Here is a 21,004-nt window from a genome sequence, read left to right on the forward strand (position 1 = left end):
CGCTCTGCCGGGCCGGTACACACGGGTTGTCGCGCCCGGTCGCCCCGGTGATTCGCTCTCCGGCTCGTTGACGGCCGGGAGGAAGTCGGCTCAGGCTGGGGCGTATGGAGACCACCCCGTTGCACCGGACGACCGAGCCGGGCGAGACAACTCCGCTGGGCCGCGCCGCAGCCGCCGAGTTCGCTCCCACCACCACCTACCTCAACACCGCCTTCGCGGGCCTGCTGCCCCGCCGCACCGTCGCCGCCGTCACCGACCTGGCGCGGGCCAACGCCGAGGGCGGGCCCGTGGGGGCCGGGGAGTCGGAGGTGGTGGACGCCGCGCGGGCCGGGTTCGCCCGGCTGGCCGGAGTCGGAGCCGACCGGGTCGCCGTCGGGACCTCGGTCGCGGTGCACGTCGGGCTGATCGCGGCCTCGCTGCCCGCGTACGCCGAAGTGCTGTGTCCGGAGGGTGAGTTCAGCTCGGTGGTCGCCCCCTTCGCGCACCGGAGGGACCTGCGCGTGTCGTACGCCCCGCTCGCGGAGCTGGCCGACGCGGTGCGGCCCACCACCGCACTGGTTGCCCTCTCCGCCGTGCAGTCCTCCGACGGCCGGGTCGCCGATCTCGCCGCCGTACGGGCCGCAGCCGCCGCGTACGGCGCCCGGGTACTGCTCGACACGACGCAGTCGGCGGGCTGGCTGGCCGTGGACGCCGGGGAGTTCGACTACACCGTGACCGGCGGGTTCAAGTTCCTGCTCTGCCCGCGCGGCGCCTCGTTCCTCACGGTGACCGAACAGGCGCAGGAGTCGCTGAAGCCCATCTACGTGGGGTGGGTCGCGGCCGAGGACACGGAGACCAGCTCCTACGGCCCGATCGACCGACTCGCCGTCTCCGCACGGCGGTTCGACTCGGCACCGGCCTTCCTCTCCTACTACGGCGCGGAGCGGTCGCTCGCCCTGCTGGCGGAGATCGGCACGGAAGCCCTGTACGCGCACGCCACGGGACTCGCCGCCCGCTTCCGCGCCGGGCTGGCGCGCCTCGGGCACCCCGTGGTCGCGGGGGAGTCGGCGATCGTCGCCGCCCCCGGACTCGGCAAGCGGCAGGCGGAGTTGAGCCGGGCCGGTATCAGTGTCTCCGACCGCGCGGGCAATCTGCGGGCCGCCTTCCACCTCTACAACACCGAGGCCGACGTGGACCGGGCGCTCGACGTGCTCGGCTGACGGCGGCGGCCGGCCGGGGCGCCTACGCCGATTCCCGCCGCACCAGTTCGGTGGGGAGGATCACCGCCGCCGGGTCCTCGCCGCCGATCTGGGCCAGCAGCACCCGTACCATCTCGGCGCTGATACGGTCCCACGGCTGCCGGATGGTGGTCAGAGCCGGGCGGGAGTCGAGCGCGGCCGGGGAGTCGTCGAAGCCGCCGACCGCGATGTCCTCGGGCACCCGCCGCCCGGCCCGCTCCAGCGCGGTCAGCACGCCTTGCGCCATCAGGTCGGACGCGACGAAGACCGCGTCCAGGTCGGGGGCGCGCTCCAGCAGCAGTGTCCCGGCTGCCTCGCCGCCGGCCCGGCTGTAGTCGCCCGGGACGATCAGCTCCTCGCTCACGGGCAGCCCGCACTCGGCGAGCGTCTCGCGGTAGCCGGCGAGCCGCTCCACGCCGCCCGGAGTGTCCAGGGGGCCGCTGACCGTACCGATCCGGCGGCGCCCCGACTCGTACAGGTACCGCACCATGTCCCGGGCGCCGTCCCGGTCGTCGGCCGCGACGTAGCTGACCTTCGAGCCCTGCCCGAGGGGCTTGCCGCAGGTCACCACCGGTACGCCGGCCTCGTGGAGCTGGGCGACCACCGGGTCGCCCGAGTGGCTGGAGACCAGCAGCACGCCGTCCACGTGGCCCGCGATGTACCGCATGTTCCGGCGCCGCTCGGCCTCCGTACCCGCGATCATCAGCAGCAGCGGAACGTCGTGCGCGGCGAGCGCGCTCGTGCAACCCCGCAGCAGGACATTGAAGTTGGGGTCCTCGAAGAACCGCTCCTGAGGCTCCGTCAGCAGAAACGCCACCGAGTCGGAGCGGCCGGTGATCAGTGACCGGGCGTGTCGGTTGACGGTGTAACCGGTCTTGCGGATGGCCGAGTTGACCGCTTCGAGGGCGGCCGGGCTGACGTTGTGGCCGCCGTTCAGCACCCGGGAGACGGTCCCGCGCGACACCCCCGCCTCGCGGGCCACGTCGTGGATCGTCGGCGGCCGGCGGCGTCCCCTTCCGGGCTGCCCGGAGGTCGGGGGCGGTTCAGTGCGGCTCATGGTGCGTGTTCTTTCGTTTTCGGGGCCCCCGGGCGAGGGGGCGGGTCCGGCGGCCCCTGAGGGCATGGTCAGGACTTTACGGCGCCGGAGAGCAGGTCGAGACTCCAGAACCGCTGGACCACGAGGAAGAGCGCGATCAGCGGCAGGATCGCCAGCAGCGCGCCGGTGATCACCAGCGTATAGAGGGCCGGCGTGTTCGCGCCCTGCTGGAGCAGGGTGAAGAGCCCGAGGGTGACCGGGAACTTCTCGTCGTCGCTGAGCATGATGTAAGGCAGCAGGAAGTTGTTCCAGATCGCGACGAACTGGAACAGGAACACCGTCACCAGCCCCGGCAGCATCATCGGCAGCGCGATGGTGCGGAAGATCCGCCACTCGCCGCCGCCGTCCATCCGGCCCGCCTCGATCACGTCGGGCGGCACGGCGGCAGCCGCGTAGATCCGGGCGAGGTAGACGCCGTACGGGGAGAGGACGGTGGGCAGCAGCACCGAGAGGTACGAGTCCGTGAGATCGGCCTTCGCGAGCAGCAGGTACTGCGGGACCGCCAGGATCACCGGCGGCATCAGCACCCCGGCGAGCAGGATGTTGAAGATCGACTCGCGGCCCCGGAAGCGGTAGACCGCCAGGGCGTACCCGGAGACCGCCGACACCGCCGTGGAGAGCAAGGCACCCACCCCGGCGTAGAGGGCCGAGTTGCCCATCCACGTCCAGTAGACGCCGTCCCGGTACGCCGACAGGTCGGCGACGTTGTCCGTGAACCCGGAGCCGGGCAGGAAGGTGAAGGTGGAGAACAGCTCGCTGCCGGACTTGGTCGACGCCACGACCACCCAGAGCACCGGCAGCAGGCAGTAGACGGCGCCCAGCAGCAGTGCCGCGGTGGGGACCGCGGCGAACCGACGGGGGGTGCGGGCGGTCCGGGACGCGCGGGGAGGACCGGACGTCCGGGCGGTGGCCGGGAGGGTCTGCGTACTCATCGTGCATCACCCTGCTTGGTACGGGAGTTGGCGGCCCGGAGGAAGCCGAAGGACAGGGCGAGGGTGGCGACGGCGATGATGACCGCCTGGGCCGCCGCCGCGTAGATGTCGTTGTTGACGAAAGCGTCCTGGTAGACCTTCATCAGCGGACTCCAGGTGGTGGACAGGGAGTTGGTGAGCGGCTTGAGCGTGGTGGGCTCGCTGAACACCTGGAGGGTGGCGATGATCGAGAAGAAGAACGTCAGCACCAGCGAGGGCGCCACCATCGGGATCTTGATCCGCAGCGCGGTCTGCCACTGCGAGCAGCCGTCCAGCCGGGCCGCTTCGAAAATCTCGGCGGGGATCGCCCGCAGCGAGGTGTAGATGACGATCATGTTGAAGCCGGTGCCGCCCCAGACCGCGATGTTGGCGAGCGAGGCGTAGAGCGGCCCGCCGTCCAGCAGGTCGGGCTGCGGCAGTCCGAGGTGGTCCAGCACCCAGAAGAACGGGCTGACGTCGGGCAGGTAGAGGAATCCCCACATGAGCGCGGCCACCACTCCGGGGATGGCGTACGGCAGGAAGATCGCCAGTCGGGTGAAGCCGCGCAGCCGGACCCGCTCGGTGTCCAGCATCAGCGCGAACAGCAGCGCGAGGCCCAGCATGACGGGCACCACGATCAGGCCGTACCCCAGGATGCGCAGCGCGCCGTGCAGCAGCTCGGAGTCGGAGAGGGCGTCCGTGTAGTTGGCGAGGCCGGCCCAGACCTCGTCGCGGGCGCCCTTGCCGAGACCGAGGCCCTTGACCTCGGTGCGGCGGAAACTGAGGTAGAGCGCGTAGCCGATGGGCAGGGCGAAGAAGAGCAGGAAGAGCAGAGTGGCGGGGACCAGGAAGGCGTACGGGGCGCTCTTGACCCCGTACGACCCGCCGCGGCGTGCGCGTGTCACTCGGAGACTCCGAAGCCCTGCTTCTTCAGGTCGGCGACCGTGGCCTCCTGCATCGCGGTCAGTGCCGCACCGAAGTCCGACTTGTCCTTGGCGGCCTTGGCGAACCCGTCCTTGAAGGCGGTGTACGCGACGTTGACGTTCGGGCCCCAGGCGGCGGGCGCGGTGCCCTGCGCGATCTCGGCGGCCTTGGTGTAGAAGTCCGGCTGGTTGGAGAAGTACGCGGGTGCCTGGGCGAGCGCGCCGCCGGTCTGCGCGGCGGTGGCGGCGGGGTAGATGCCGGACTCCTTCACCAGTGCGGCCAGTGCGGCGGGGTCGGTGTTCAGCCACTTCGCGAACTTCGCCGCCGCGCCCTTGTTCTTCGAGTCGTTGGTGACGGCGGTGGAGGATCCGCCCCAGCTGCCGGTGACGTTCTCGCCCGCCGTCCACTGGGGGAGCGGGGCCATGGCCCACTTGCCCGCCGTGTCGGGGGCCGCCGTGGTCAGGGTGCCGGGGGCCCAGACCGCGCTGACCCACGCGATCTGCTTGCCGGTGTCGAGCGCCTTGTTCCAGGCGGGGGTGTACATCGGCTGGTTGTCGATCGCCCCCTCCTTCACCAGGCCGCCCCAGAAGTCGGCGACCTTCCGCGTCGCCGGGTCGTCGATGGCGACCTTCCACGTGTCGTCGGCGGTGGTCCACCATTGGGCGCCGGCCTGCTGGGCGAGGCCCGCGAAGAGACCGGAGTCGTTCGAGGAGAACGTCGTCAGGTCGGTGTCCGGCGCCTTCTTCTTCAGCGCGCGGGCCGTCTCGGCGAACTCGTCCCAGGTGGTCGGGACGGTCAGCCCGTACTTCTCGAACAGGTCCTCGCGGTAGTAGAACATCAGCGGGCCCGAGTCCTGCGGCAGCGCGTACAGGGCGTCCGTGCCCAGCGTCGCCTGCTGCCAGATCCCGGCCGCGAACGCGCTCTCGGCATCGCCCGCCTCCTTCGATATGTCCGCGAGGACGTCGTTGGAGACCAGTGTGGGCAGCGCCTGGTACTCCGCCTGCACCAGGTCGGGTGCCTTGTGCGCCTTGGCCGCGGTGATGATCTTGGTGACCAGGTCGTCGCCCGACGCCTGCTTCTTCACCGTGACCGTGATGCCCTCCTTCTTGCCCTCGCCCTTGTTCCAGATGTCCGCGACCTTGTCGAGGCCGGGCGCCCAGGACCAGTAGGTGAGCCGAGCGGGACCGGCGGCGGCGGGCGCGTCACCCTTCCCGTCGTCCGACGAGCCGCAGCCGGTGAGGAGGGCGGAGGCGGCGAGGACGACGGCCGTGGACAACGCGACGTTGCGGTGCTTCATGGTTTTCCCCTGACGAGAACCGAGGGTTCAGCGCGGGAACTGCGCTGTGAGCGTTCACAGTAGAGAAACGGAACCGACACTTGTCAATGGTTGTAACTGTGCGGTTATCTTGGGTCCACACCGCCGACCAGTCGTGTGCACGTTCCCAGACTTGTCCACACAGGGGTCCGAGGGGCGTCGTCGCAGGGTGGCGGTGCCACCCCAGGGCCGACCGGTCGGGGTGCATCCGTACCGCCCGGTGGCGGGCCGCCGCCGGACCCGGCGCCGGGCGACCGCCGCCACCGCCGAGAACGCCAGGAGACCCTCATGTCCCACACCGCTCCCCGAGGTCTGGACCGGCTCGCCTTCGGCGGCGACTACAACCCGGAGCAGTGGCCGGAGGAGATCTGGCCCGAGGACGTGCGGCTCATGCGCGAGGCCGGCGTGACCATGGTCAGCGTCGGGATCTTCTCCTGGGCCCTGCTCGAACCCGAGCCCGGCGTCCACGACTTCGGCTGGCTCGACCGCGTACTCGACCTGCTCCACGAAGGCGGCATCCGGGTCGACCTCGGCACCCCGACCGTCGCCCCGCCCGCCTGGTTCTACCGCGCCCACCCCGAGGCGCTCCCGGTGAACCGCGACGGAGTCCGGTACGCCTTCGGCTCACGCGGCGCGATCTGCCACAGCAACCCCGACTACCGCGCCGCCGCCGCCCGCATCACGGAGGAGATCGCCCGCCGCTACGCCGGCCACCCCGCCCTCGCCCTCTGGCACGTCCACAACGAGTACGGCGTCCCGGTCTCCGCCTGCTACTGCGACAACTGTGCCGCCCACTTCCGCCGCTGGCTCACCGCCCGCCACGGATCGGTCGACGCCGTCAACAAGGCCTGGGGCACGGCCTTCTGGGGCCAGCACTACCGCACCCTCGACGAGATCGACCCGCCGCGCACCACCCCCACCGTCGGCAACCCCTCCCAGCAGCTCGACTACCGCCGCTTCGCCGACGCCACCCTGCGGGAGAACTTCACCGCAGAGCGCGACATCCTGCACCGGCTCGCCCCGGGCATCCCGGTCACCACCAACTTCATGACCGCGCTCAGCCAGTGCGACTCCATCGACTACTGGGCCTGGGGCCGCGAGGTCGATCTCGTCACCAACGACCACTACCTGATCACCGACGGCCGCCGCACCCACGTCAACCTCGCCATGGCCGCCGACCTCACCCGATCCGTCGCCGGCGGCGCCCCCTGGCTGCTGCTCGAACACTCCACCAGCGGCGTCAACTGGCAGCCCCGCAACCCTGCCAAGCGCCCCGGCGAGATGGCCCGCAACAGCCTCGCGCACGTGGCCCGCGGCTCGGACGGTGCCATGTTCTTCCAGTGGCGCCAGTCCCGCGGCGGCGCCGAGAAGTTCCACTCCGCGATGCTCCCGCACGGCGGCACCGACACCCGGATCTGGCGCGAGGTCACCCGGCTCGGCGCCGGTCTCGGCCTCCTCGACGGTATCCGGGGCACCCGTACGGTCGCCGACGCCGCGATGGTCTGGGACTGGCAGTCCTGGTGGGCCCAGTCCCTGGAATGGCGCCCGAGCCAGGACCACGACGCCCGCGAGCGCGCCGACACCTACTACCTCTCGCTCTTCGACCGCCACCTCACCGTGGACTTCGCCCACCCCGAGGCCGACCTCTCGGCCTACCCGCTGGTCGTCGTACCCGCCCTCTACCTCGCCACCGAACAGGCGGGGGAGAACCTGCGCCGGTACGTCGAAGGGGGCGGCACCCTCGTCGTCTCGTACTTCTCCGGCATCGTGGACCCCGACGACAACGTCCACCCCGGCGCCTACCCCGGTGCACTGCGCGACGTCCTCGGACTGACCGTCGAGGAGTTCTCCCCGCTCGGCGAGGGCGAAACCGTCCGTCTCGTCACCCCCGAGGGCGCCCCCGAAGGCCCCGCGCTCACCGGCGACCTCTGGTCGGACGTGGTCGTCCCACGCGGTGCCGAGACCGTGTGGTCGTACGCGGACGGGGTCGCCGCCGGCCGCCCCGCCGTCACCCGCAACCGCCTCGGCGACGGCACCGCCTGGTACGTCTCCACCCGGCTCTCCGGTGCTGACCTCGACGCCGTACTGGACCGCGCCTGCGAGGACGCCCGGATCGCCCCGCGCACCTCGCTCCCGCACGACGTCGAGGTGGTCCGCCGCACCGGAGAGACCGGCAGCTACCTCTTCGTCATCAACCACACCGGGAGCGACACCAAGGTCCCGCTCGACGCCCCCGGCACCGAACTCCTCACCGGCGAGCCCGCCTCCGGACACCTCGCCGTCCCGGCGGGCGCGGTCCGGGTCGTACGGCTCGACGCCTGAGACGCACCACCACCGCATCACCAGTGCCACCGAACCACCCGCACCATCCCCGTATCCCGCGCAACGGTCGAAGGGACATCGACGACGATGTACGGAAAGACGCTGTTCGGCAGGACGAAGAACGATCCGGGAGCGGCGGCCCGCCGCACCCCGCGCGGCAGCCGCCGGGCCGCCGCCGCGCTCACCGCCCTCGGCGGGCTGATGCTCGCCGGGCTCCCCGCCCAGGCCGCCCACGCGGCGGCCACCGTCACCAACCCGGGCTTCGAATCGGGCGCCACCGGCTGGACCACCTACTCCGCCGGCGGCCAGACCGCCGCCTCCTTCACCGAGGCCGGCGGCCACGCGGGCACCACCCGGCTCAGCCACTGGTCGGCCTCCGCCTACAAGGTGGAGACGTACCAGTACCTCTCCGGGCTGACCGACGGCACCTACACCCTCAGTGCCTGGGTCCGCTCCAGCGGCGGCCAGACCTCCGCCTACATCGCCCTGCGCAACTGCGGCGCGGCCGAACAGCGCACCGACCTGCCGCCCACCGCCAACGGCGCCTGGATACGCCTGGTGACCTCGGTCAAGGTCACCGGCGGCGCCTGCACCATCAGCCTCAACTCCGACGCGCACGCCGGGGAATGGGCCAACTTCGACGACATCGCCTTCACCCCGGGCACCACCGGCCTCAGCGTCAAGGGCGGCGACCTCTCCACCCTCCCCAAGAACGAGGCCCACGGCGCCGTCTACCGCAGCGCGAGCGGCACCACCGGCGACGCCATGACCCTGCTGCACTCCGCCGGAATGAACTACGTACGCCTCAAGGTGTGGGTGAACCCGGCGGACGGCTACAACGACAAGGCCCACGTCCTCGCCATGGCCAAACGCGCCAAGGCGCTCGGCATGAAGGTCCTCGTCGACTTCCACTACTCCGACGCCTGGGCCGACCCCGGCAAGCAGACCAAGCCCGCCGCCTGGGCCGGCCACAGCTACGCCCAGCTGAAGACCGACGTCTACAACCACACCTACGACGTGCTCAACGCCCTCAAGGCGCAGGGCACCACCGCCGACATGGTCCAGATCGGCAACGAGATCAACGCCGGAATGCTCTGGCCCGAGGGCTCCACCGACAACTGGTCCCAGCTCGCCGGACTCCTCACCTCCGGCGCCAACGCCGCCAAGGCCGTCTCCTCCGGTACGAAGGTCGCCCTGCACCTCGCCAAGGGCGGCGACAACGCCGGAACCCGCTGGTGGTTCGACAACGCCGTCGCCCACGGCGTCCCGTTCGACGTCATCGCCCTCTCGTACTACGGCTACTGGCACGGAGCCCTCTCCGACCTCCAGGCCAACCTGGACGACGCCGCCTCCCGCTACGGCAAACCGGTCCTCGTCGCCGAGACCGCCTACGCCCACACCCTCGCGGACGAGGACGGCCTGGAGAACAACATCGCCACCGCCGACCAGCTCGTCACCGGCTACCCCGCCACCCCCGCCGGCCAGGCCGCCAACCTCCGCGACGTACTCAACGTCGTCGAAGCCGTCCCCGGCGGCCGGGGCCTCGGCGCCGTCTACTGGGAACCCGCCTGGACCGCCGTCACCGGCAGCGGCTGGGACCCGGCCGACGCCTCCTCCGGCAACGCCTGGGAGAACCAGGCACTCTTCGACTACAACGACAAGCTGCTCCCGGCGGCGAGCTGGTTCTCGCACCGGTAGGACACCCGGCGCATGACGACGCCCCGCCGCGCTCCGGGATCCGGAGGCGCGGCGGGGCGCCTTGCCGCGTAGGTGCTTTCAACCAACAAAAAAGCATCAGAGTTGAAATGAGACGACGCTGATGGATGTGGCTGAGTCGTGGTGTGTGCCCGCGCTGGGGAACGGCTGGATTTCCCTCTCCCACGCCTGAGGAAGTCGACCATCATGTTCGAACCGATCACAGAGCTGCCCCTGACCGCCGAGCGTGCCCGTGACCTGTCGCGTGGCGCGGATGATTGCTCGCCTTCCGGAAAGTCGCCCCGGAACGCGGCAAGTTGAGGACCACCGTCCGTCCGGCAGGGAGATCTCCATGAACGCAGTCCTGACCACCGACCACCCCGCTTGGGATACCGACGGAAACGGGCGGCTCGTGAGAGCCGTGCGCACGGGCCTTCCGGAGTACGGGACATACGGGAGCCGGCGCCCGGAGGCGCCCTCGTACGCCCCGTCCCGGGGGCCGGTCAGCCGGTGAAGCCCTGGTCGCTCAGTGCCTTCTCGATGCGGGCGCGGTGGTCCGCCTCCCAGGCGTCGAGGGACTGTTCGGCCTCCTCGGCGAGCTTCGTCCGTGCGGCCGCGAGAATCTCCTCCTGGCGGGCGGCGGGGGTGACGACGATGCCCTCCTCATCCGCGACAACGATGTCACCGGGGTGCACCAGCACGCCGCCGACGCGGGCCGGCTCACCGAGCGCGCCGACCTTCTTCTTCGTGCCGGGGATCGGGATCACGCCGCGTGAGAAGACCGGGAAGCCGGCCTCGCGCACCTCGCCGAGGTCGCGGACGACACCGTCGACGACGAAGGCCGCGACGCCCCGGCGCTGGGCGACTGCGCAGACGTTGCCGCCGGCCAGCGCGTAGTCCACGTCGCCCGACTCCACGACGATGACCGAGCCCGGCTCGGCGCGGTAGATCGCGGCGTGCAGCATCAGGTTGTCGCCGGGCTCGCACCGCACGGTGTAGGCCGGTCCGGCGACCCGCGGCGAGTTCCACAGCGGGCGGATGCCGATGTCCATGATCTGCTCGCGTCCCAGCAGATCCGCCAGGGTGGTTGGGGGAATGTCCTTGAAAGCGGCGTTCATTGTCGTCCCTGTTCCTTTGTGTGACGAGCCGGTCGGCACCGGGCCGACCGCGGTCTTCACCAGGCCGTGAAGGCGGTGTTCCCGGTTGACATCATCGTCGGAGTCCGAGCCGCGCGGGAGGTCGCCTTGCTCACACTGCCGGAGATCGCCGAAGACCCCGGTGTCCTGACGCACCGCCTGGAACTGGCCGACGGCTGTCTTCCGCCCGCTCGTCCGGACCGACGCCCGGCCTCTGGCGCGCTTCCTGGGGGACCTGTCGGCCGAATCGAGGCGTCTCAGCACATTCGACGGCTACGGCGTCGCGGCTGCCCGGGAACTGTGCGACGCGATCGCGCACTACGACAAACTCAGACTGGTGCTGGAGGACGTGCAGTCCTCCCGGATCGTCGGCCTCCTCGAACTCGCACTCGCCCTCACCCCCGCCGACATCGCGCGGTATCGGGAAGCGGGCGTGCTTCTCGACGAACTGACCGACTGCCGCTTCGGCCCCACCCCGGCCGACGACCACCAGGGGAGGGGAGTCGGAACGCGGGCCTTCCCCCTGGTGACGCAGGCCGTACGGAGGCTCGGCAGGTCGAGGGTCATCCTGTGGGGCGGCGTCCTCGCCGACAACGCCCGCGCCATCCGGTACTACGAGAAGAACGGCTTCCGGCCCTTCGGCTCCTTCGTCGGGGCGGACGGTTCGCGCTCGCTCGAGATGATGCTCGATCTCCGCGAGGTACCGGACCGCGAACGGGACCCGGCAGTCCCACAGGCGTGACACCGAGGCCCATGAGCAGCCCTCCGGCGCCCGGCCGCCCATACCTCCGCCTCACCGTCGTCTTGCCATACGGGACGTCATTGCTCGAATGGTGGACTGATCGTTAGCGTCCGGAACCATGACTGAACTCGTGGATGTCCCGCCGTTCGCGCGGGTCGAGGAGCTGGACGGTCTGCCGGGGCGCGTGGTCCTGGCGGACGTGAGGTGGTATCTGGACGGGCGCTCGGGGCGTGCCGCGTACGAGGGGGGACACCTGCCGGGCGCGGTCTTCGCGGACCTCGACCGCTGGCTGACCGGCCCTCCCACGGCGGTGGGCGGGCGTAATCCCCTTCCCGCTCCGGAGTCGTTCGCCGAGGGCATGCGGGGACTGGGCATCGGTGACGACGACATCGTGGTGGCCTACGACGACCAGGGCGGGGTCATCGCGGCCCGGCTGGTGTGGATGCTCCGGGCCACCGGGCGCCGTGCGGCGATCCTCGACGGCGGTCTCGCCGCCTACCTCGACGCGCACCCCGACTCCCTGACGACCGAGGAACCGGAGCCGGAGGAGGGCGAGTTCTCCGTACGCCCCTGGCCCGCGGCGGCCCTGGTGGAGGCCGACGGCCTGGTGGGGCCGGACGTCCTGACCGTCGACGCCCGCAACCGGGACCGCTTCGTCGGGGCCCAGGACCCGGTCGACCCCCGCCCGGGCCACGTGCCCGGTGCGGCGAACGTCCCCTGCCGGGAGAACCTGGACGGGCTCGGCCGGCTGCTGCCCGTTCAGGCGATCCGGGACAACTTCGCCGCCGGAGGCGTGGACGCGGACACCGCGTCGAAGGTCGTCTCCTACTGCGGCTCCGGTGTGACGGCCTGCCACAACCTCCTGACCCTGGAACACACCGGGCTCGGCCGGGGCCGGCTCTACGTCGGCGGCTGGTCCGCCTACAGCCGTGACGACGCCCGCCCGGTGGAGACCGGACCCGCCCGCTGAGACGGCGGCCCACGACTCCGTGTCCGGCGCGTACGCGACGGGCGGGGCGGGACGGTGTGAAACCGTCCCGCCCCGCCCGCTGCTCGACTTCCGCTACCGCACCGGGGTGAAGTCGCGGGCCCCGATGAACGCGGGGCGGCGCACCGGGGCCTGGAAGGGTTCCTGCGCCGGGTTCTCCACGCTGTTGAAGACGATGAAGACGTTGCTGCGCGGGAACGGGGTGATGTTGTCACCCGATCCGTGCATGGCGTTGCAGTCGAACCAGGTCGCCGAACCCGCCCTGCCCGTGAAGAGCTTGATGCCGTGTGCGTCGGCCATCCGGGTCAGGGCCTCGTCGGACGGGATGCCCGCGTCCTGCATCTGGAGGGACTTCTTGTAGTTGTCGGTCGGCGTCTCGCCCGCGCAGCCGAGGAACGACCGGTGCGAACCGGGCATGATCATCAGCCCGCCGTTGGAGTCGTGGTTCTCGGTCAGCGCGATCGAGACGGAGACGGTCCGCATGTTCGGCAGGCCGTCCTCCGCGTGCCAGGTCTCGAAGTCCGAGTGCCAGTAGAAGCCCGAGGCGCCGAAGCCCGGCTTCACGTTGATCCGGGACTGGTGTACGTACACGTCCGAGCCGAGGATCTGCCGGGCCGCGCCCACCAGCCGCTCGTCCGAGACCAGCCGGGCGAACGCCTCGCTGATCCGGTGCACCTCGAAGACGGAGCGTACCTTCCGGGAGTGCGGCTCGACGATCGACCGCTCATCGGCACGGATCGCCGGATCGGCGATCAGCCGCTCCATCTCGGCTCGGTAGTGCGTGACCTCCTCCGCGGAGAGCAGCTGGTCGACGGCGAGGAAGCCGTCCCGCTCGAACGTGAGAAGGCTCTCCACGGGTACGGGCCCCGGGGCGCCCGGCGCGGACCAGACGACCGGGTCCCGGCGGGGAGTGATCGTCTCGGCGGCACCGCGCGAGGGGTACAGATCGGTGCGCGCGTACGTGGTCATGGTCAGGCCTCCTCGGTCAGCAGCGGGTAGACGCCGTTCTCGTCGTGGTCCTCCCGTCCGGTGACCGGCGGGTTGAAGACGCAGACGCAGTGGAAGTCGGTCTTCGGCCGGAGCGTGTGGTGCTCGTGGCCGTTGAGCAGGTACATGGTGCCGGGGGTGATCCAGTGCTTCTCACCGGTGTCGTCGTTGGTGAGTTCGGCCTCCCCCTGGGTGCACAGCACGGCCTCGATGTGGTTCGCGTACCACATCGACGTCTCCGTGCCCGCGTACAGGATGGTCTCGTGGAGCGAGAAGCCGACCTTCTCCTTGGCGAGCACGATGCGCTTGCTCTCCCAGGTCCCGGAGGCGGACTTCACGTGCCGGTCGGTGTTCTCGATGTCGCTGAACGAACGGACGATCACGGTGGTGTGGTGCCTTTCTCTGCGGCGGTTCTCTCGGTACCCGACCCGTCCCGGAAGTCCCGGGCCCGGGCGGGGGGTTCGGGGTGGAACGGGCCGGTCAGGCGGCCGTTTCGCGGACGGACCGGGCCAGCGTGCGCAGCCCCTCGTCCAGTTCCTCGGGCGTGATGGTCAGTGGCGGCAGCAACTTCACGACCTCGCTCTGCGGGCCCGAGGTCTCCAGCAGCAGCCCGAGCTCGAAGGCGCGCGCGGTGACCGCCGAGGCGCGCGCGGGGTCGGTGAACTCCAGACCCCACACGAGGCCCCGGCCCCGGAAGGAGGCGGTGGGCTCCTCGGCGCAGAGGGAGAACAGGGTCTGCTCCACCTGCTCGCCGCGGGCCCTCGTCTGCCGCTCCATGTGGCCGTCCGCCCAGTAGGCGTCGAGTGCGGCGGCGGCGGTGACGAACGCGGGGTTGTTGCCGCGGAAGGTGCCGTTGTGCTCGCCGGGCTCCCAGACGTCCAGCTCGGGGGTGAACAGGCAGAGGGACATGGGCAGTCCGTAGCCGCTGATGGACTTCGACAGGGTGACGATGTCCGGGACGATGCCCGCCTCCTCGAAGGAGAAGAAGGCACCGGTCCGCCCGCAGCCCATCTGGATGTCGTCGACGATCAGCAGCATGTCCTGCCGGTGGCACAGCTCCTGGAGCGCGCGCAGCCACTCGGCGCGGGCGACGTTGATTCCGCCCTCGCCCTGGACGGTCTCCACGATCACGGCGGCGGGCTTGTTCAGGCCGGAGCCCTGGTCCTCCAACAGTCGCTCGAACCAGAGGAAGTCGGGGACCTGGCCGTCGAAGTAGTTGTCGAACGGCATCGGCGTGCCGTGCACCAGCGGGATGCCCGCACCGGCCCGCTTGAACGCGTTGCCGGTCACCGCGAGCGAGCCGAGCGACATCCCGTGGAAGGCGTTGGTGAAGGAGACCACGGACTCGCGGCCCTTCACCTTGCGCGCCAGCTTCAGTGCGGCCTCGACCGCGTTGGTGCCGGTCGGGCCCGGAAACATCACCTTGTACGGCAGATCGCGCGGACGCAGGATCACGTTCTGGAAGGTCTCCAGGAAGGCGCGCTTCGCGGTCGTCGCCATGTCCAGGCCGTGGGTGATGCCGTCCCGCTCGATGTAGTCGATCAACGCCCTTTTCAGGACAGGGTTGTTGTGGCCGTAGTTGAGTGATCCGGCACCGGCGAAGAAGTCCAGGTAGGTGTGGCCGTCCTCGTCGGTCAGCCGGGCGCCCCGCGCGTGGTCGAACACGGCGGGCCAGCTCCGGCAGTAACTCCGGACCTCGGACTCCAGGGTCTCGAAGACGCTCAGGGCGGGCGGGGTGATGGTCACGGCGATCTCCTGAGGGTTGTGGGGGGATGCGGGGTGGCGGCGCGAGGGGCCAGGCGGTCGCGGAAGGGCGGGGCGGCGGTTCCGCCGTGGCCGCCGACCGGCCGGCCGGGGCGCTGCCGGGCCACCGCTGAGCTGGGTCGGTGGCCGTCCGTCAGCTTCCGAACGGCCCGATGCGGTAGAGGACTTCGGGGAGATGCGAGTCCTCGGGGAACAGCTCGCCGGCGAAGAGCACCTCGCGTTCCAGCCCCACGTCGTGGCGCTGCGCGTACGAGGTGAAGAGCCGGTTCGAGGCGGCGTTGTCGGGCGTGACGGTCGTCTCCACCGCGATCAGCCCCTGCTCGGCGGCGACCCGCTCGGTCAGCGCGTCCAGCAGGGCGGCGGCCAGTCCCCGGCCCCGGTACGCACCATCGACCGCCACCTGCCAGACGACGAGCGTCTGTGGGCGGTCCGGGCGTACGTACCCCGTCACGAAGGCGACCGGCGCGCCGTGCTCGTCCCGGGCGACCGCCGAGGTCGCCGCGAAGTCGCGGCACCAGAGCAGGTAGCTGTACGAGGAGTTGAGATCGAGGACTTCGGAGTCGCGGGCGATCCGCCACAGCGCGGCCCCGTCCTCCACGCGCGGCGCGTCCACGGTGAGGAGCGTGCTCGGCGCGGACGGCGCGTTCGGCGCGGACGGCGCGGACGGCGCGGGGTTGTCCTGAGAACTGAGGTCGTGGGAAGGGAAGTCGCGGGATTCGATTCGGGCACGGGCAAGGTCTGCTGGTGCGGCGCTCATGCCAGGGAATTTACCCAGCAAATTTCGCAATTGCATCGGTGGAAAGGGTTGGGTGGTGGAGGTCCACGTGTTATCACGCGAGTGCGAGTCCGACCGATCGGTCGCGCGTTTTCCGGTGATTCGTGGGGTATTTATCCGGCATAACGCCTGCCGTGTGGAGTCCGTCACAGCCCCTTAACTCCCGTGACGCGCCCCCCTACCGCTTCTCCGCACCCCTCCCGGGCCCGCGCGTTTACGTACAAGGAACTCGGGCACAAGAATGCGGGGAGCTGCTCACCGGAACTATCGGTGAGCAGCTCCCCGCATTCATTGCATTCGGTTCGCCGGGAAATTCACCCGGCGGGCGCCCGGAATGTGCGGCGCCCGGGGACTCACGCGCTCGGCCAGGTTTCCCCGACGGCCTTGCGGGCAGCTTCAAGATCGACCTGCCGGCCGGCCCCGGCCAGCGCCGAACCCAGTGCCGCGAGGGAGGCGAGGACCGCTCCGCGTGTCGCGTCCACCCCGTAGTGATTGACCCGGACCATCTCCCCGGACAGCGCCCCGCCGCCCGCGATCAGCGGCAGCGAGGGCTCCGCGAGCAGCGCCCGCGCCACCAGCGCGGAGGCGTCCATCCCGTCCGGCACACGCAGCGTCGTGGCGACCGGCGCCGCGTCCCGCGCCTCGTGGACGAACGGCGTCAGCCCGCCGCCGAGCGCGACCGCACCCGCCCGGGTGGCAGCGGCGGCGGCCGAGTGACGGGCCATGACGGCCTCCAGACCCTCCGCCTCGATCCGTTCCACGCACGCCTCCAGCGCCAGCATCTCCAGCTGCGCCGGGGCGTGCAGCAGCGCCTTGCGGCCACCGTCGATCCAGCGCTGCTTCCAGTCCAGCAGGGAGAGGTAGGAGTGGCGCGGAGCCTGCGGGTTGGCGGCGATCCGCTCCCAGGCGCGCGCGCTCACCGAGACGGCCGAGACGCCGGCCGGGCCGCCCATCGCCTTCTGCGCGCCGATCACGCACAGGTCCACGCCCCAGGCGTCCGGCAGCAGCGGCTCGGCGCCCACCGAGGCCACCGCGTCCAGCATGAAGAGGGCACCGTGGGCCCGGACGACCTCACCGATCCCGGCGACCGGGTTGGTGTTCCCGGTCGCGGCCTCGGCGTGCACCAACGAGACGAAGTCGATCGCCGGGTGCTCGGCCAGGGCGGCGGCGACCTGCTCGGCGGTGACGGCCGTGTGGAACGGCACCGCGAGGTCGACGACCTCGGCGCCGCAGTCGCGCAGCCAGTTGCCGAAGGTCTGGCCGTACGGGCCGGTGACGACGTTGAGCGCGGTCGTACCGGGCCGGGCGGCGCCCCGGATGCAGCCCTCCAGGGGCAGCAGCGCCTCGCCCTGCATGATCACCACGTCCTGCTCGGTGGCGAGGAGGCCGGCCACCCGCTTCTCGATGGCCGCGAAGTGGGTGGCGGTGAGCGGGGCGAGGTCGAGGAAGGGGTGTGTCACGGCGGTGCTCTCTCCGGTTCGGTCAGTCATTCTGCGGGCCTCTGTACGAACAGATGCGGGCCTGTGTACGAACAGCGCTCGGTTTGAGAGTACCGACCGCCTCGTACAGTGCCGCACATGAGCGATCACAGCGACCAGCGCGACCACCGCGACCGGGACCGGCGCGTGCTGCGGGTGAGGGGACGGGTGCTCGTCGGCCCGGACGAAGCACGGGACGAACTGTGGGCCGTGGACGGCCGGATCACCTACGAGCGGCCCCCGGGCGCGGACGGGGCGGACACCGTCGAAGGCTGGGTACTGCCCGGTCTGGTGGACGCGCACTGCCACGTCGGCCTCGACCGGCACGGCCCCGTCGACGCGGCCACCACCGAGAAGCAGGCGCTCACCGACCGGGAGGCCGGCGCCCTGCTGCTCCGCGACGCCGGATCGCCCACCGACACCCACTGGACCGACGACCGCGAGGACCTGCCGAAGATCATCAGGGCCGGCCGCCACATCGCCAGGACCCGCCGCTACATCCGCAACTACGCCCACGAGATCGAGCCCGGCGACCTGGTGGCGTACGTCGCCCGTGAGGCCCGCCGGGGGGACGGCTGGGTGAAGCTGGTCGGCGACTGGATCGACCGGGAGGCGGGCGACCTCGCCCCCTGCTGGCCACGCGGGGAGGTGGAGGCCGCGATCGCCGAGGCCCACCGGCTCGGCGCCCGGGTCACCGCGCACTGCTTCGCCGAGGACTCGCTGCGCGATCTGGTGGAGGCCGGCATCGACTGCGTCGAGCACGCGACGGGGCTCACCGAGGACACCGTCCCGCTCTTCGCCGAGCGCGGGGTGGCGATCGTGCCGACCCTGGTCAACATCGCCACCTTCCCGCACCTGGCGGACGGCGGAGAGGCCAAGTTCCCCCGCTGGTCGGCACACCTGCGCCGGCTGCACGCCCGCCGCTACGACACCGTGCGCGCGGCGTACGACGCGGGCATCCCGGTGTTCGTCGGTACGGACGCCGGCGGATCGCTTCCGCACGGCCTGGTGGCCGCCGAGGTCGCCGAGCTGGTCAAGGCCGGTATCCCGCCCCTGGAAGCGCTCGGCGCGACCACGTGGGCGGCGAGGCGCTGGCTCGGCCGCCCGGGCCTGGACGAGGGCGCCCCGGCCGACCTGGTCGTCTACGCGGAGGACCCGCGCGCCGACGTACGGGCCCTGGCCGCGCCCCGCCACGTGGTGCTGAACGGCCGGGTGGCCGGCTGACACGGCGTGTCCGGCGGTTCACGGGACCCGGAACGCCCGCCGGTAGGCGCCCGGGGGCGCGCCCGTCCCGGAGCGGAAGCGGCGGCGCAGGCTGACGGCGGAGGCGAGGCCGACGCGGGCCGCGATCGCCTCGACCGGCAGTTCCGTCTGTTCCCCGGGATCCGGCTGCGTCCCCTGTGGAGAGGACAGGGCGGCGCGCACGCCGAGGTGCTTGATGGATGCGGGTACCTCCTGGCCGCGCCGCGACGTCCACGAGCCCGGCCCGGCGGAGGTCCACGTCGTCGCCGGCGCCTTCGACGACGGAGCGCGCGACCACCCCGCCGGCACGTTCCTGCCCGCCCCGGCCGGGTCGTGGCACGCGCCTTCCACCCTCACCGGCCGCACGCTGCTCCTCTTCTACCGGGAGGGCCAGGTGTTCTGCCCACGGAGGTCGGTGACGCGGTTGATCGGGGCCGGCCGCCCTCCGGCCGCGTCCCCGACCTCACGGCAGGACACCCGGCGTGCGCGGGACCCGGTCCCCGCGGGGACCGGTACGTGCCGCAGGGCGCGCAGGATCCGGGCCAGGTCGCCGGGTGCGGCGGCGAGGCGGACCGAGGTGCCCGCGTCGTCCAGCTCGGCGACGTGCCAGCCGCCGGAGACCTCGTCCCCGTCCTCGCCCCGGACCCGCCGCACGCGCACCACGGTCAGCCGCTCCACCGGGACCCGCTTCACCCCGAACCGCCCGGGGCCGGAGTGCGGCGCCACCGCGAGCACCTCGCCCCCGCCCAGCACCACATGGGTGCCGAAGTGGTACGGGTTGTACTCCGTGGCCTCCAGGAAACGGGCGGACAGGAACACCTCCTCCCCGTCGGCCCCCTCCGCCCCGTCCGCATCGACGGACCCGTCCGTCCCGAGGAGGCCGGGAGACCGGACGCGGGCGGCGCGGAAGGCCAGGACGAGCAGCGCCACCGTCGCCGCCGTGCCCGCCACCGCCCACGCGGTCGTCACGGGCGAGCCGAGCGGGTCCGTGGGGTGCAGGACGACGAGCGGCAGCAGCCACAGGGCGGTCGCGACCAGGGCGCCCGCGAAGGGGAGGGCCGAGGGGAGCACCTCGTCGTCCGGCAGCCGGCGTGTGCGCACCCGCTGTACGGCAAGGGCGACGGGGTAGCAGGCGCCGAGCGCGAGCGCCACCGCGAGGGCGAGCAACTGACCTGCCGGAGCCCGGTATTCGTGCCACGAGCCGTGCGCGCCGACGAAGGACCTCGGCCTGCCCCGCCAGAAGGTCACCTCGACCCGGTCGCCCGGCGTGTACGCCCGCGCCGTCTCGTAGGGCACGTAGATCCGCCCGGTGTCCCGGCCGGCTTCGATGTACACGAAGTTGTGCCTCTTGGACCGGTCTGCGCCGGTGCGTGAAATCACCCCGGGACGCGTGGCCAGGCATTCGCCGAGCTCGGCGACCGGCGTCGCGGAGGTGCACGGGACGGCCCTCGGCCACGCGCGGGCGTCCGACAGGGCCTGGGGCACCGCCCAGAGGGCGACGATCAGTGCCACGACGAGCAGGGGAGCACTCCAGGCGATCGGCCCGAACAGGCGGTGCCCTCCGGTGCGCGTGGTGATGACGTGCAGGTGGTCCGGTTCGGCGGGGGCCCCGTGCATCCGGCACAGCGCCCGCAACTCCTCGACTCCGGCGTCGAATGCGGGGTCCCAGGTCCGGTAGCTCCGGGGCTGGGGCAGGTTGCGGACGCCTCCGTCTCGCAGGAGCAGGCTGACCCGACGCCATTCCTGGTGGCGGGAGTTGACGCGAGCCCGGTGGACGCGCACGGCCACCACGTCCGGCCACGGCACACTCCGGCGCCGCGACGGAGTCCGGTAGCGCACTCCGTCGGCGTCGGCGTGCGTGACGGGAGCGGCGCCCCCGAGTCCGACGAGCGACCACGCTCTGCCGAATCCGGAACGGTAGGTCAGCCGCGGGTCATCGCTCATGCGCACAGCTTGCCACCGGCTCGATCCGCGCTCTTGTCCAGGACGCGGCAGAGTTCCGGGTTCCGGCCTTGCCGACTTCGTCCCCGGCGTGGGCGGTGTTCCCGGTGGCGACCAGGACACCGCGTCGCCGCGCATCCGCGTTGACAGGCAGTGACGATCGGAGGCCCCGCTCGTTGAGATTGCTCGATCCGTGCCCTCAAGGCCCCTGTACGCCACCAGCGTTCGGTGAAACGGGTGACCCCGAGGAACGTACGTGCCGCAAGATTCGAATACGTACGCTAAAACCCCCCTTTGGGGTGAACTGACGCCAGGTATCCGCCTGTTCACTCTTCGTGCGTAAAGATTCACGGAGTCGAGGCCGCCGGCGCACGCGATGTCCCCCATTGGACGGTGCCGGTGGCTCCATGTCTCTTGTGGGGGTTCCACCAT

At 71.5% G+C, this 21,004-nt stretch carries 17 protein-coding genes and 1 pseudogene; 7 read left to right on the forward strand and 11 right to left on the reverse strand.

The window, feature by feature from the left end:
* The first annotated feature begins 104 nt into the window (after positions 1-104).
* Positions 105-1,199 carry an aminotransferase class V-fold PLP-dependent enzyme gene (locus ACFZAX_RS24860; protein WP_390964282.1) on the forward strand — a complete coding sequence of 365 codons (1,095 nt, stop codon included), beginning with the start codon at positions 105-107 and terminating at the stop codon, positions 1,197-1,199.
* Between the two features lie 22 nt (positions 1,200-1,221).
* Here the strand turns inward: ACFZAX_RS24860 and ACFZAX_RS24865 are convergent, their stop codons facing one another.
* The 4 genes from ACFZAX_RS24865 to ACFZAX_RS24880 all read right to left on the reverse strand — a co-directional run bounded on the left by ACFZAX_RS24865 (position 1,222) and on the right by ACFZAX_RS24880 (position 5,484).
* Positions 1,222-2,274 carry a substrate-binding domain-containing protein gene (locus ACFZAX_RS24865; RefSeq protein WP_390964283.1) on the reverse strand — a complete coding sequence of 351 codons (1,053 nt, stop codon included), beginning with the start codon at positions 2,272-2,274 and terminating at the stop codon, positions 1,222-1,224.
* A gap of 68 nt (positions 2,275-2,342) precedes the next feature.
* Positions 2,343-3,245, reverse strand: a complete 903-nt coding sequence (locus ACFZAX_RS24870) for an ABC transporter permease subunit (RefSeq protein WP_390964285.1) — start codon at positions 3,243-3,245, stop codon at positions 2,343-2,345.
* Positions 3,242-4,168: an ABC transporter permease subunit gene (locus ACFZAX_RS24875; protein WP_390964286.1), complete on the reverse strand. Its 927-nt coding sequence runs from the start codon at positions 4,166-4,168 to the stop codon at positions 3,242-3,244. The genes ACFZAX_RS24870 and ACFZAX_RS24875 overlap by 4 nt, the downstream gene beginning before the upstream one ends.
* Positions 4,165-5,484: an extracellular solute-binding protein gene (locus tag ACFZAX_RS24880; RefSeq protein ID WP_390964288.1), complete on the reverse strand. Its 1,320-nt coding sequence runs from the start codon at positions 5,482-5,484 to the stop codon at positions 4,165-4,167. The genes ACFZAX_RS24875 and ACFZAX_RS24880 overlap by 4 nt, the downstream gene beginning before the upstream one ends.
* A 306-nt stretch (positions 5,485-5,790) precedes the next feature.
* Between ACFZAX_RS24880 and ACFZAX_RS24885 the strand changes: the two genes are divergently transcribed.
* Together ACFZAX_RS24885 and ACFZAX_RS24890 are read left to right on the forward strand one after the other, a co-directional pair.
* Positions 5,791-7,824 (forward strand): beta-galactosidase, encoded by a 2,034-nt coding sequence (locus ACFZAX_RS24885; RefSeq protein WP_390964291.1) that lies wholly within the window; start codon positions 5,791-5,793, stop codon positions 7,822-7,824.
* Positions 7,825-8,025: 201 nt separating this feature from the next.
* On the forward strand, positions 8,026-9,522 hold the full coding sequence (locus ACFZAX_RS24890) for a glycosyl hydrolase 53 family protein (RefSeq protein WP_390964406.1): 1,497 nt from the start codon (positions 8,026-8,028) through the stop codon (positions 9,520-9,522).
* A gap of 500 nt (positions 9,523-10,022) precedes the next feature.
* Here ACFZAX_RS24890 and ACFZAX_RS24895 read toward each other — a convergent pair whose 3' ends face one another.
* Positions 10,023-10,637, reverse strand: a complete 615-nt coding sequence (locus ACFZAX_RS24895) for an RraA family protein (RefSeq protein WP_390964293.1) — start codon at positions 10,635-10,637, stop codon at positions 10,023-10,025.
* Between the two features lie 355 nt (positions 10,638-10,992).
* Here ACFZAX_RS24895 and ACFZAX_RS24900 point away from each other — a divergent pair, with 355 nt between their 5' ends.
* Positions 10,993-11,397, forward strand: a complete 405-nt coding sequence (locus tag ACFZAX_RS24900; RefSeq protein ID WP_390964294.1) for a GNAT family N-acetyltransferase — start codon at positions 10,993-10,995, stop codon at positions 11,395-11,397.
* 118 nt (positions 11,398-11,515) lie between these two features.
* A complete protein-coding gene (locus ACFZAX_RS24905) occupies positions 11,516-12,367 on the forward strand; it encodes a rhodanese-like domain-containing protein (protein ID WP_390964296.1) in 852 nt (283 codons plus the stop codon).
* A gap of 93 nt (positions 12,368-12,460) precedes the next feature.
* On the opposite strand, the gene thpD is transcribed toward ACFZAX_RS24905, so the two are convergent.
* The 5 genes from thpD to ACFZAX_RS24930 form a co-directional block, all read right to left on the reverse strand.
* Positions 12,461-13,354: an ectoine hydroxylase gene (thpD, locus tag ACFZAX_RS24910; protein WP_390964298.1), complete on the reverse strand. Its 894-nt coding sequence runs from the start codon at positions 13,352-13,354 to the stop codon at positions 12,461-12,463.
* 2 nt (positions 13,355-13,356) lie between these two features.
* Complete coding sequence (locus ACFZAX_RS24915; protein WP_327175054.1) at positions 13,357-13,755, reverse strand: ectoine synthase; 399 nt, start codon at positions 13,753-13,755, stop codon at positions 13,357-13,359.
* Positions 13,756-13,852: 97 nt separating this feature from the next.
* On the reverse strand, positions 13,853-15,118 hold the full coding sequence (gene ectB / locus ACFZAX_RS24920) for a diaminobutyrate--2-oxoglutarate transaminase (RefSeq protein ID WP_390964300.1): 1,266 nt from the start codon (positions 15,116-15,118) through the stop codon (positions 13,853-13,855).
* A gap of 151 nt (positions 15,119-15,269) precedes the next feature.
* A complete protein-coding gene (gene ectA / locus ACFZAX_RS24925; RefSeq protein WP_390964407.1) occupies positions 15,270-15,734 on the reverse strand; it encodes a diaminobutyrate acetyltransferase in 465 nt (154 codons plus the stop codon).
* Between the two features lie 530 nt (positions 15,735-16,264).
* The gene (locus ACFZAX_RS24930; protein WP_390964408.1) at positions 16,265-17,371 is read right to left on the reverse strand and encodes an aminotransferase class V-fold PLP-dependent enzyme; all 1,107 of its coding nucleotides are present in this window, start codon (positions 17,369-17,371) and stop codon (positions 16,265-16,267) included.
* Between the two features lie 117 nt (positions 17,372-17,488).
* Between ACFZAX_RS24930 and ACFZAX_RS24935 the strand changes: the two genes are divergently transcribed.
* Together ACFZAX_RS24935 and ACFZAX_RS24940 are read left to right on the forward strand one after the other, a co-directional pair.
* Positions 17,489-18,613 carry an amidohydrolase family protein gene (locus ACFZAX_RS24935; protein WP_390964302.1) on the forward strand — a complete coding sequence of 375 codons (1,125 nt, stop codon included), beginning with the start codon at positions 17,489-17,491 and terminating at the stop codon, positions 18,611-18,613.
* 147 nt (positions 18,614-18,760) lie between these two features.
* A pseudogene (locus tag ACFZAX_RS24940) lies at positions 18,761-19,022 on the forward strand (cupin domain-containing protein); the annotation flags it as partial.
* On the opposite strand, the gene ACFZAX_RS24945 reads toward ACFZAX_RS24940, so the two are convergent.
* A complete protein-coding gene (locus ACFZAX_RS24945) occupies positions 19,010-21,004 on the reverse strand; it encodes a PH domain-containing protein (protein ID WP_390964304.1) in 1,995 nt (664 codons plus the stop codon). The pseudogene ACFZAX_RS24940 and the gene ACFZAX_RS24945 sit on opposite strands and share 13 nt — an antisense overlap.

It is taken from the genome of Streptomyces sp. NPDC008125, from assembly GCF_042957125.1.
Taxonomy (GTDB): Bacteria; Actinomycetota; Actinomycetes; order Streptomycetales; family Streptomycetaceae; genus Streptomyces.

Coding starts and splice junctions, on each gene's coding strand:
- ACFZAX_RS24880 (WP_390964288.1), bottom strand. CDS start 5,484: ATGAAGCACCGCAACGTCGCGTTGTCCACGGCCGTCGTCCTCGCCGCC.
- ACFZAX_RS24905 (WP_390964296.1), top strand. CDS start 11,516: ATGACTGAACTCGTGGATGTCCCGCCGTTCGCGCGGGTCGAGGAGCTG.
- ACFZAX_RS24865 (WP_390964283.1), bottom strand. CDS start 2,274: ATGAGCCGCACTGAACCGCCCCCGACCTCCGGGCAGCCCGGAAGGGGA.
- ACFZAX_RS24885 (WP_390964291.1), top strand. CDS start 5,791: ATGTCCCACACCGCTCCCCGAGGTCTGGACCGGCTCGCCTTCGGCGGC.
- ACFZAX_RS24945 (WP_390964304.1), bottom strand. CDS start 21,004: ATGGTGGAACCCCCACAAGAGACATGGAGCCACCGGCACCGTCCAATG.
- ACFZAX_RS24890 (WP_390964406.1), top strand. CDS start 8,026: ATGCTCGCCGGGCTCCCCGCCCAGGCCGCCCACGCGGCGGCCACCGTC.
- ACFZAX_RS24895 (WP_390964293.1), bottom strand. CDS start 10,637: ATGAACGCCGCTTTCAAGGACATTCCCCCAACCACCCTGGCGGATCTG.
- thpD (WP_390964298.1), bottom strand. CDS start 13,354: ATGACCACGTACGCGCGCACCGATCTGTACCCCTCGCGCGGTGCCGCC.
- ACFZAX_RS24870 (WP_390964285.1), bottom strand. CDS start 3,245: ATGAGTACGCAGACCCTCCCGGCCACCGCCCGGACGTCCGGTCCTCCC.
- ACFZAX_RS24935 (WP_390964302.1), top strand. CDS start 17,489: ATGAGCGATCACAGCGACCAGCGCGACCACCGCGACCGGGACCGGCGC.
- ACFZAX_RS24860 (WP_390964282.1), top strand. CDS start 105: ATGGAGACCACCCCGTTGCACCGGACGACCGAGCCGGGCGAGACAACT.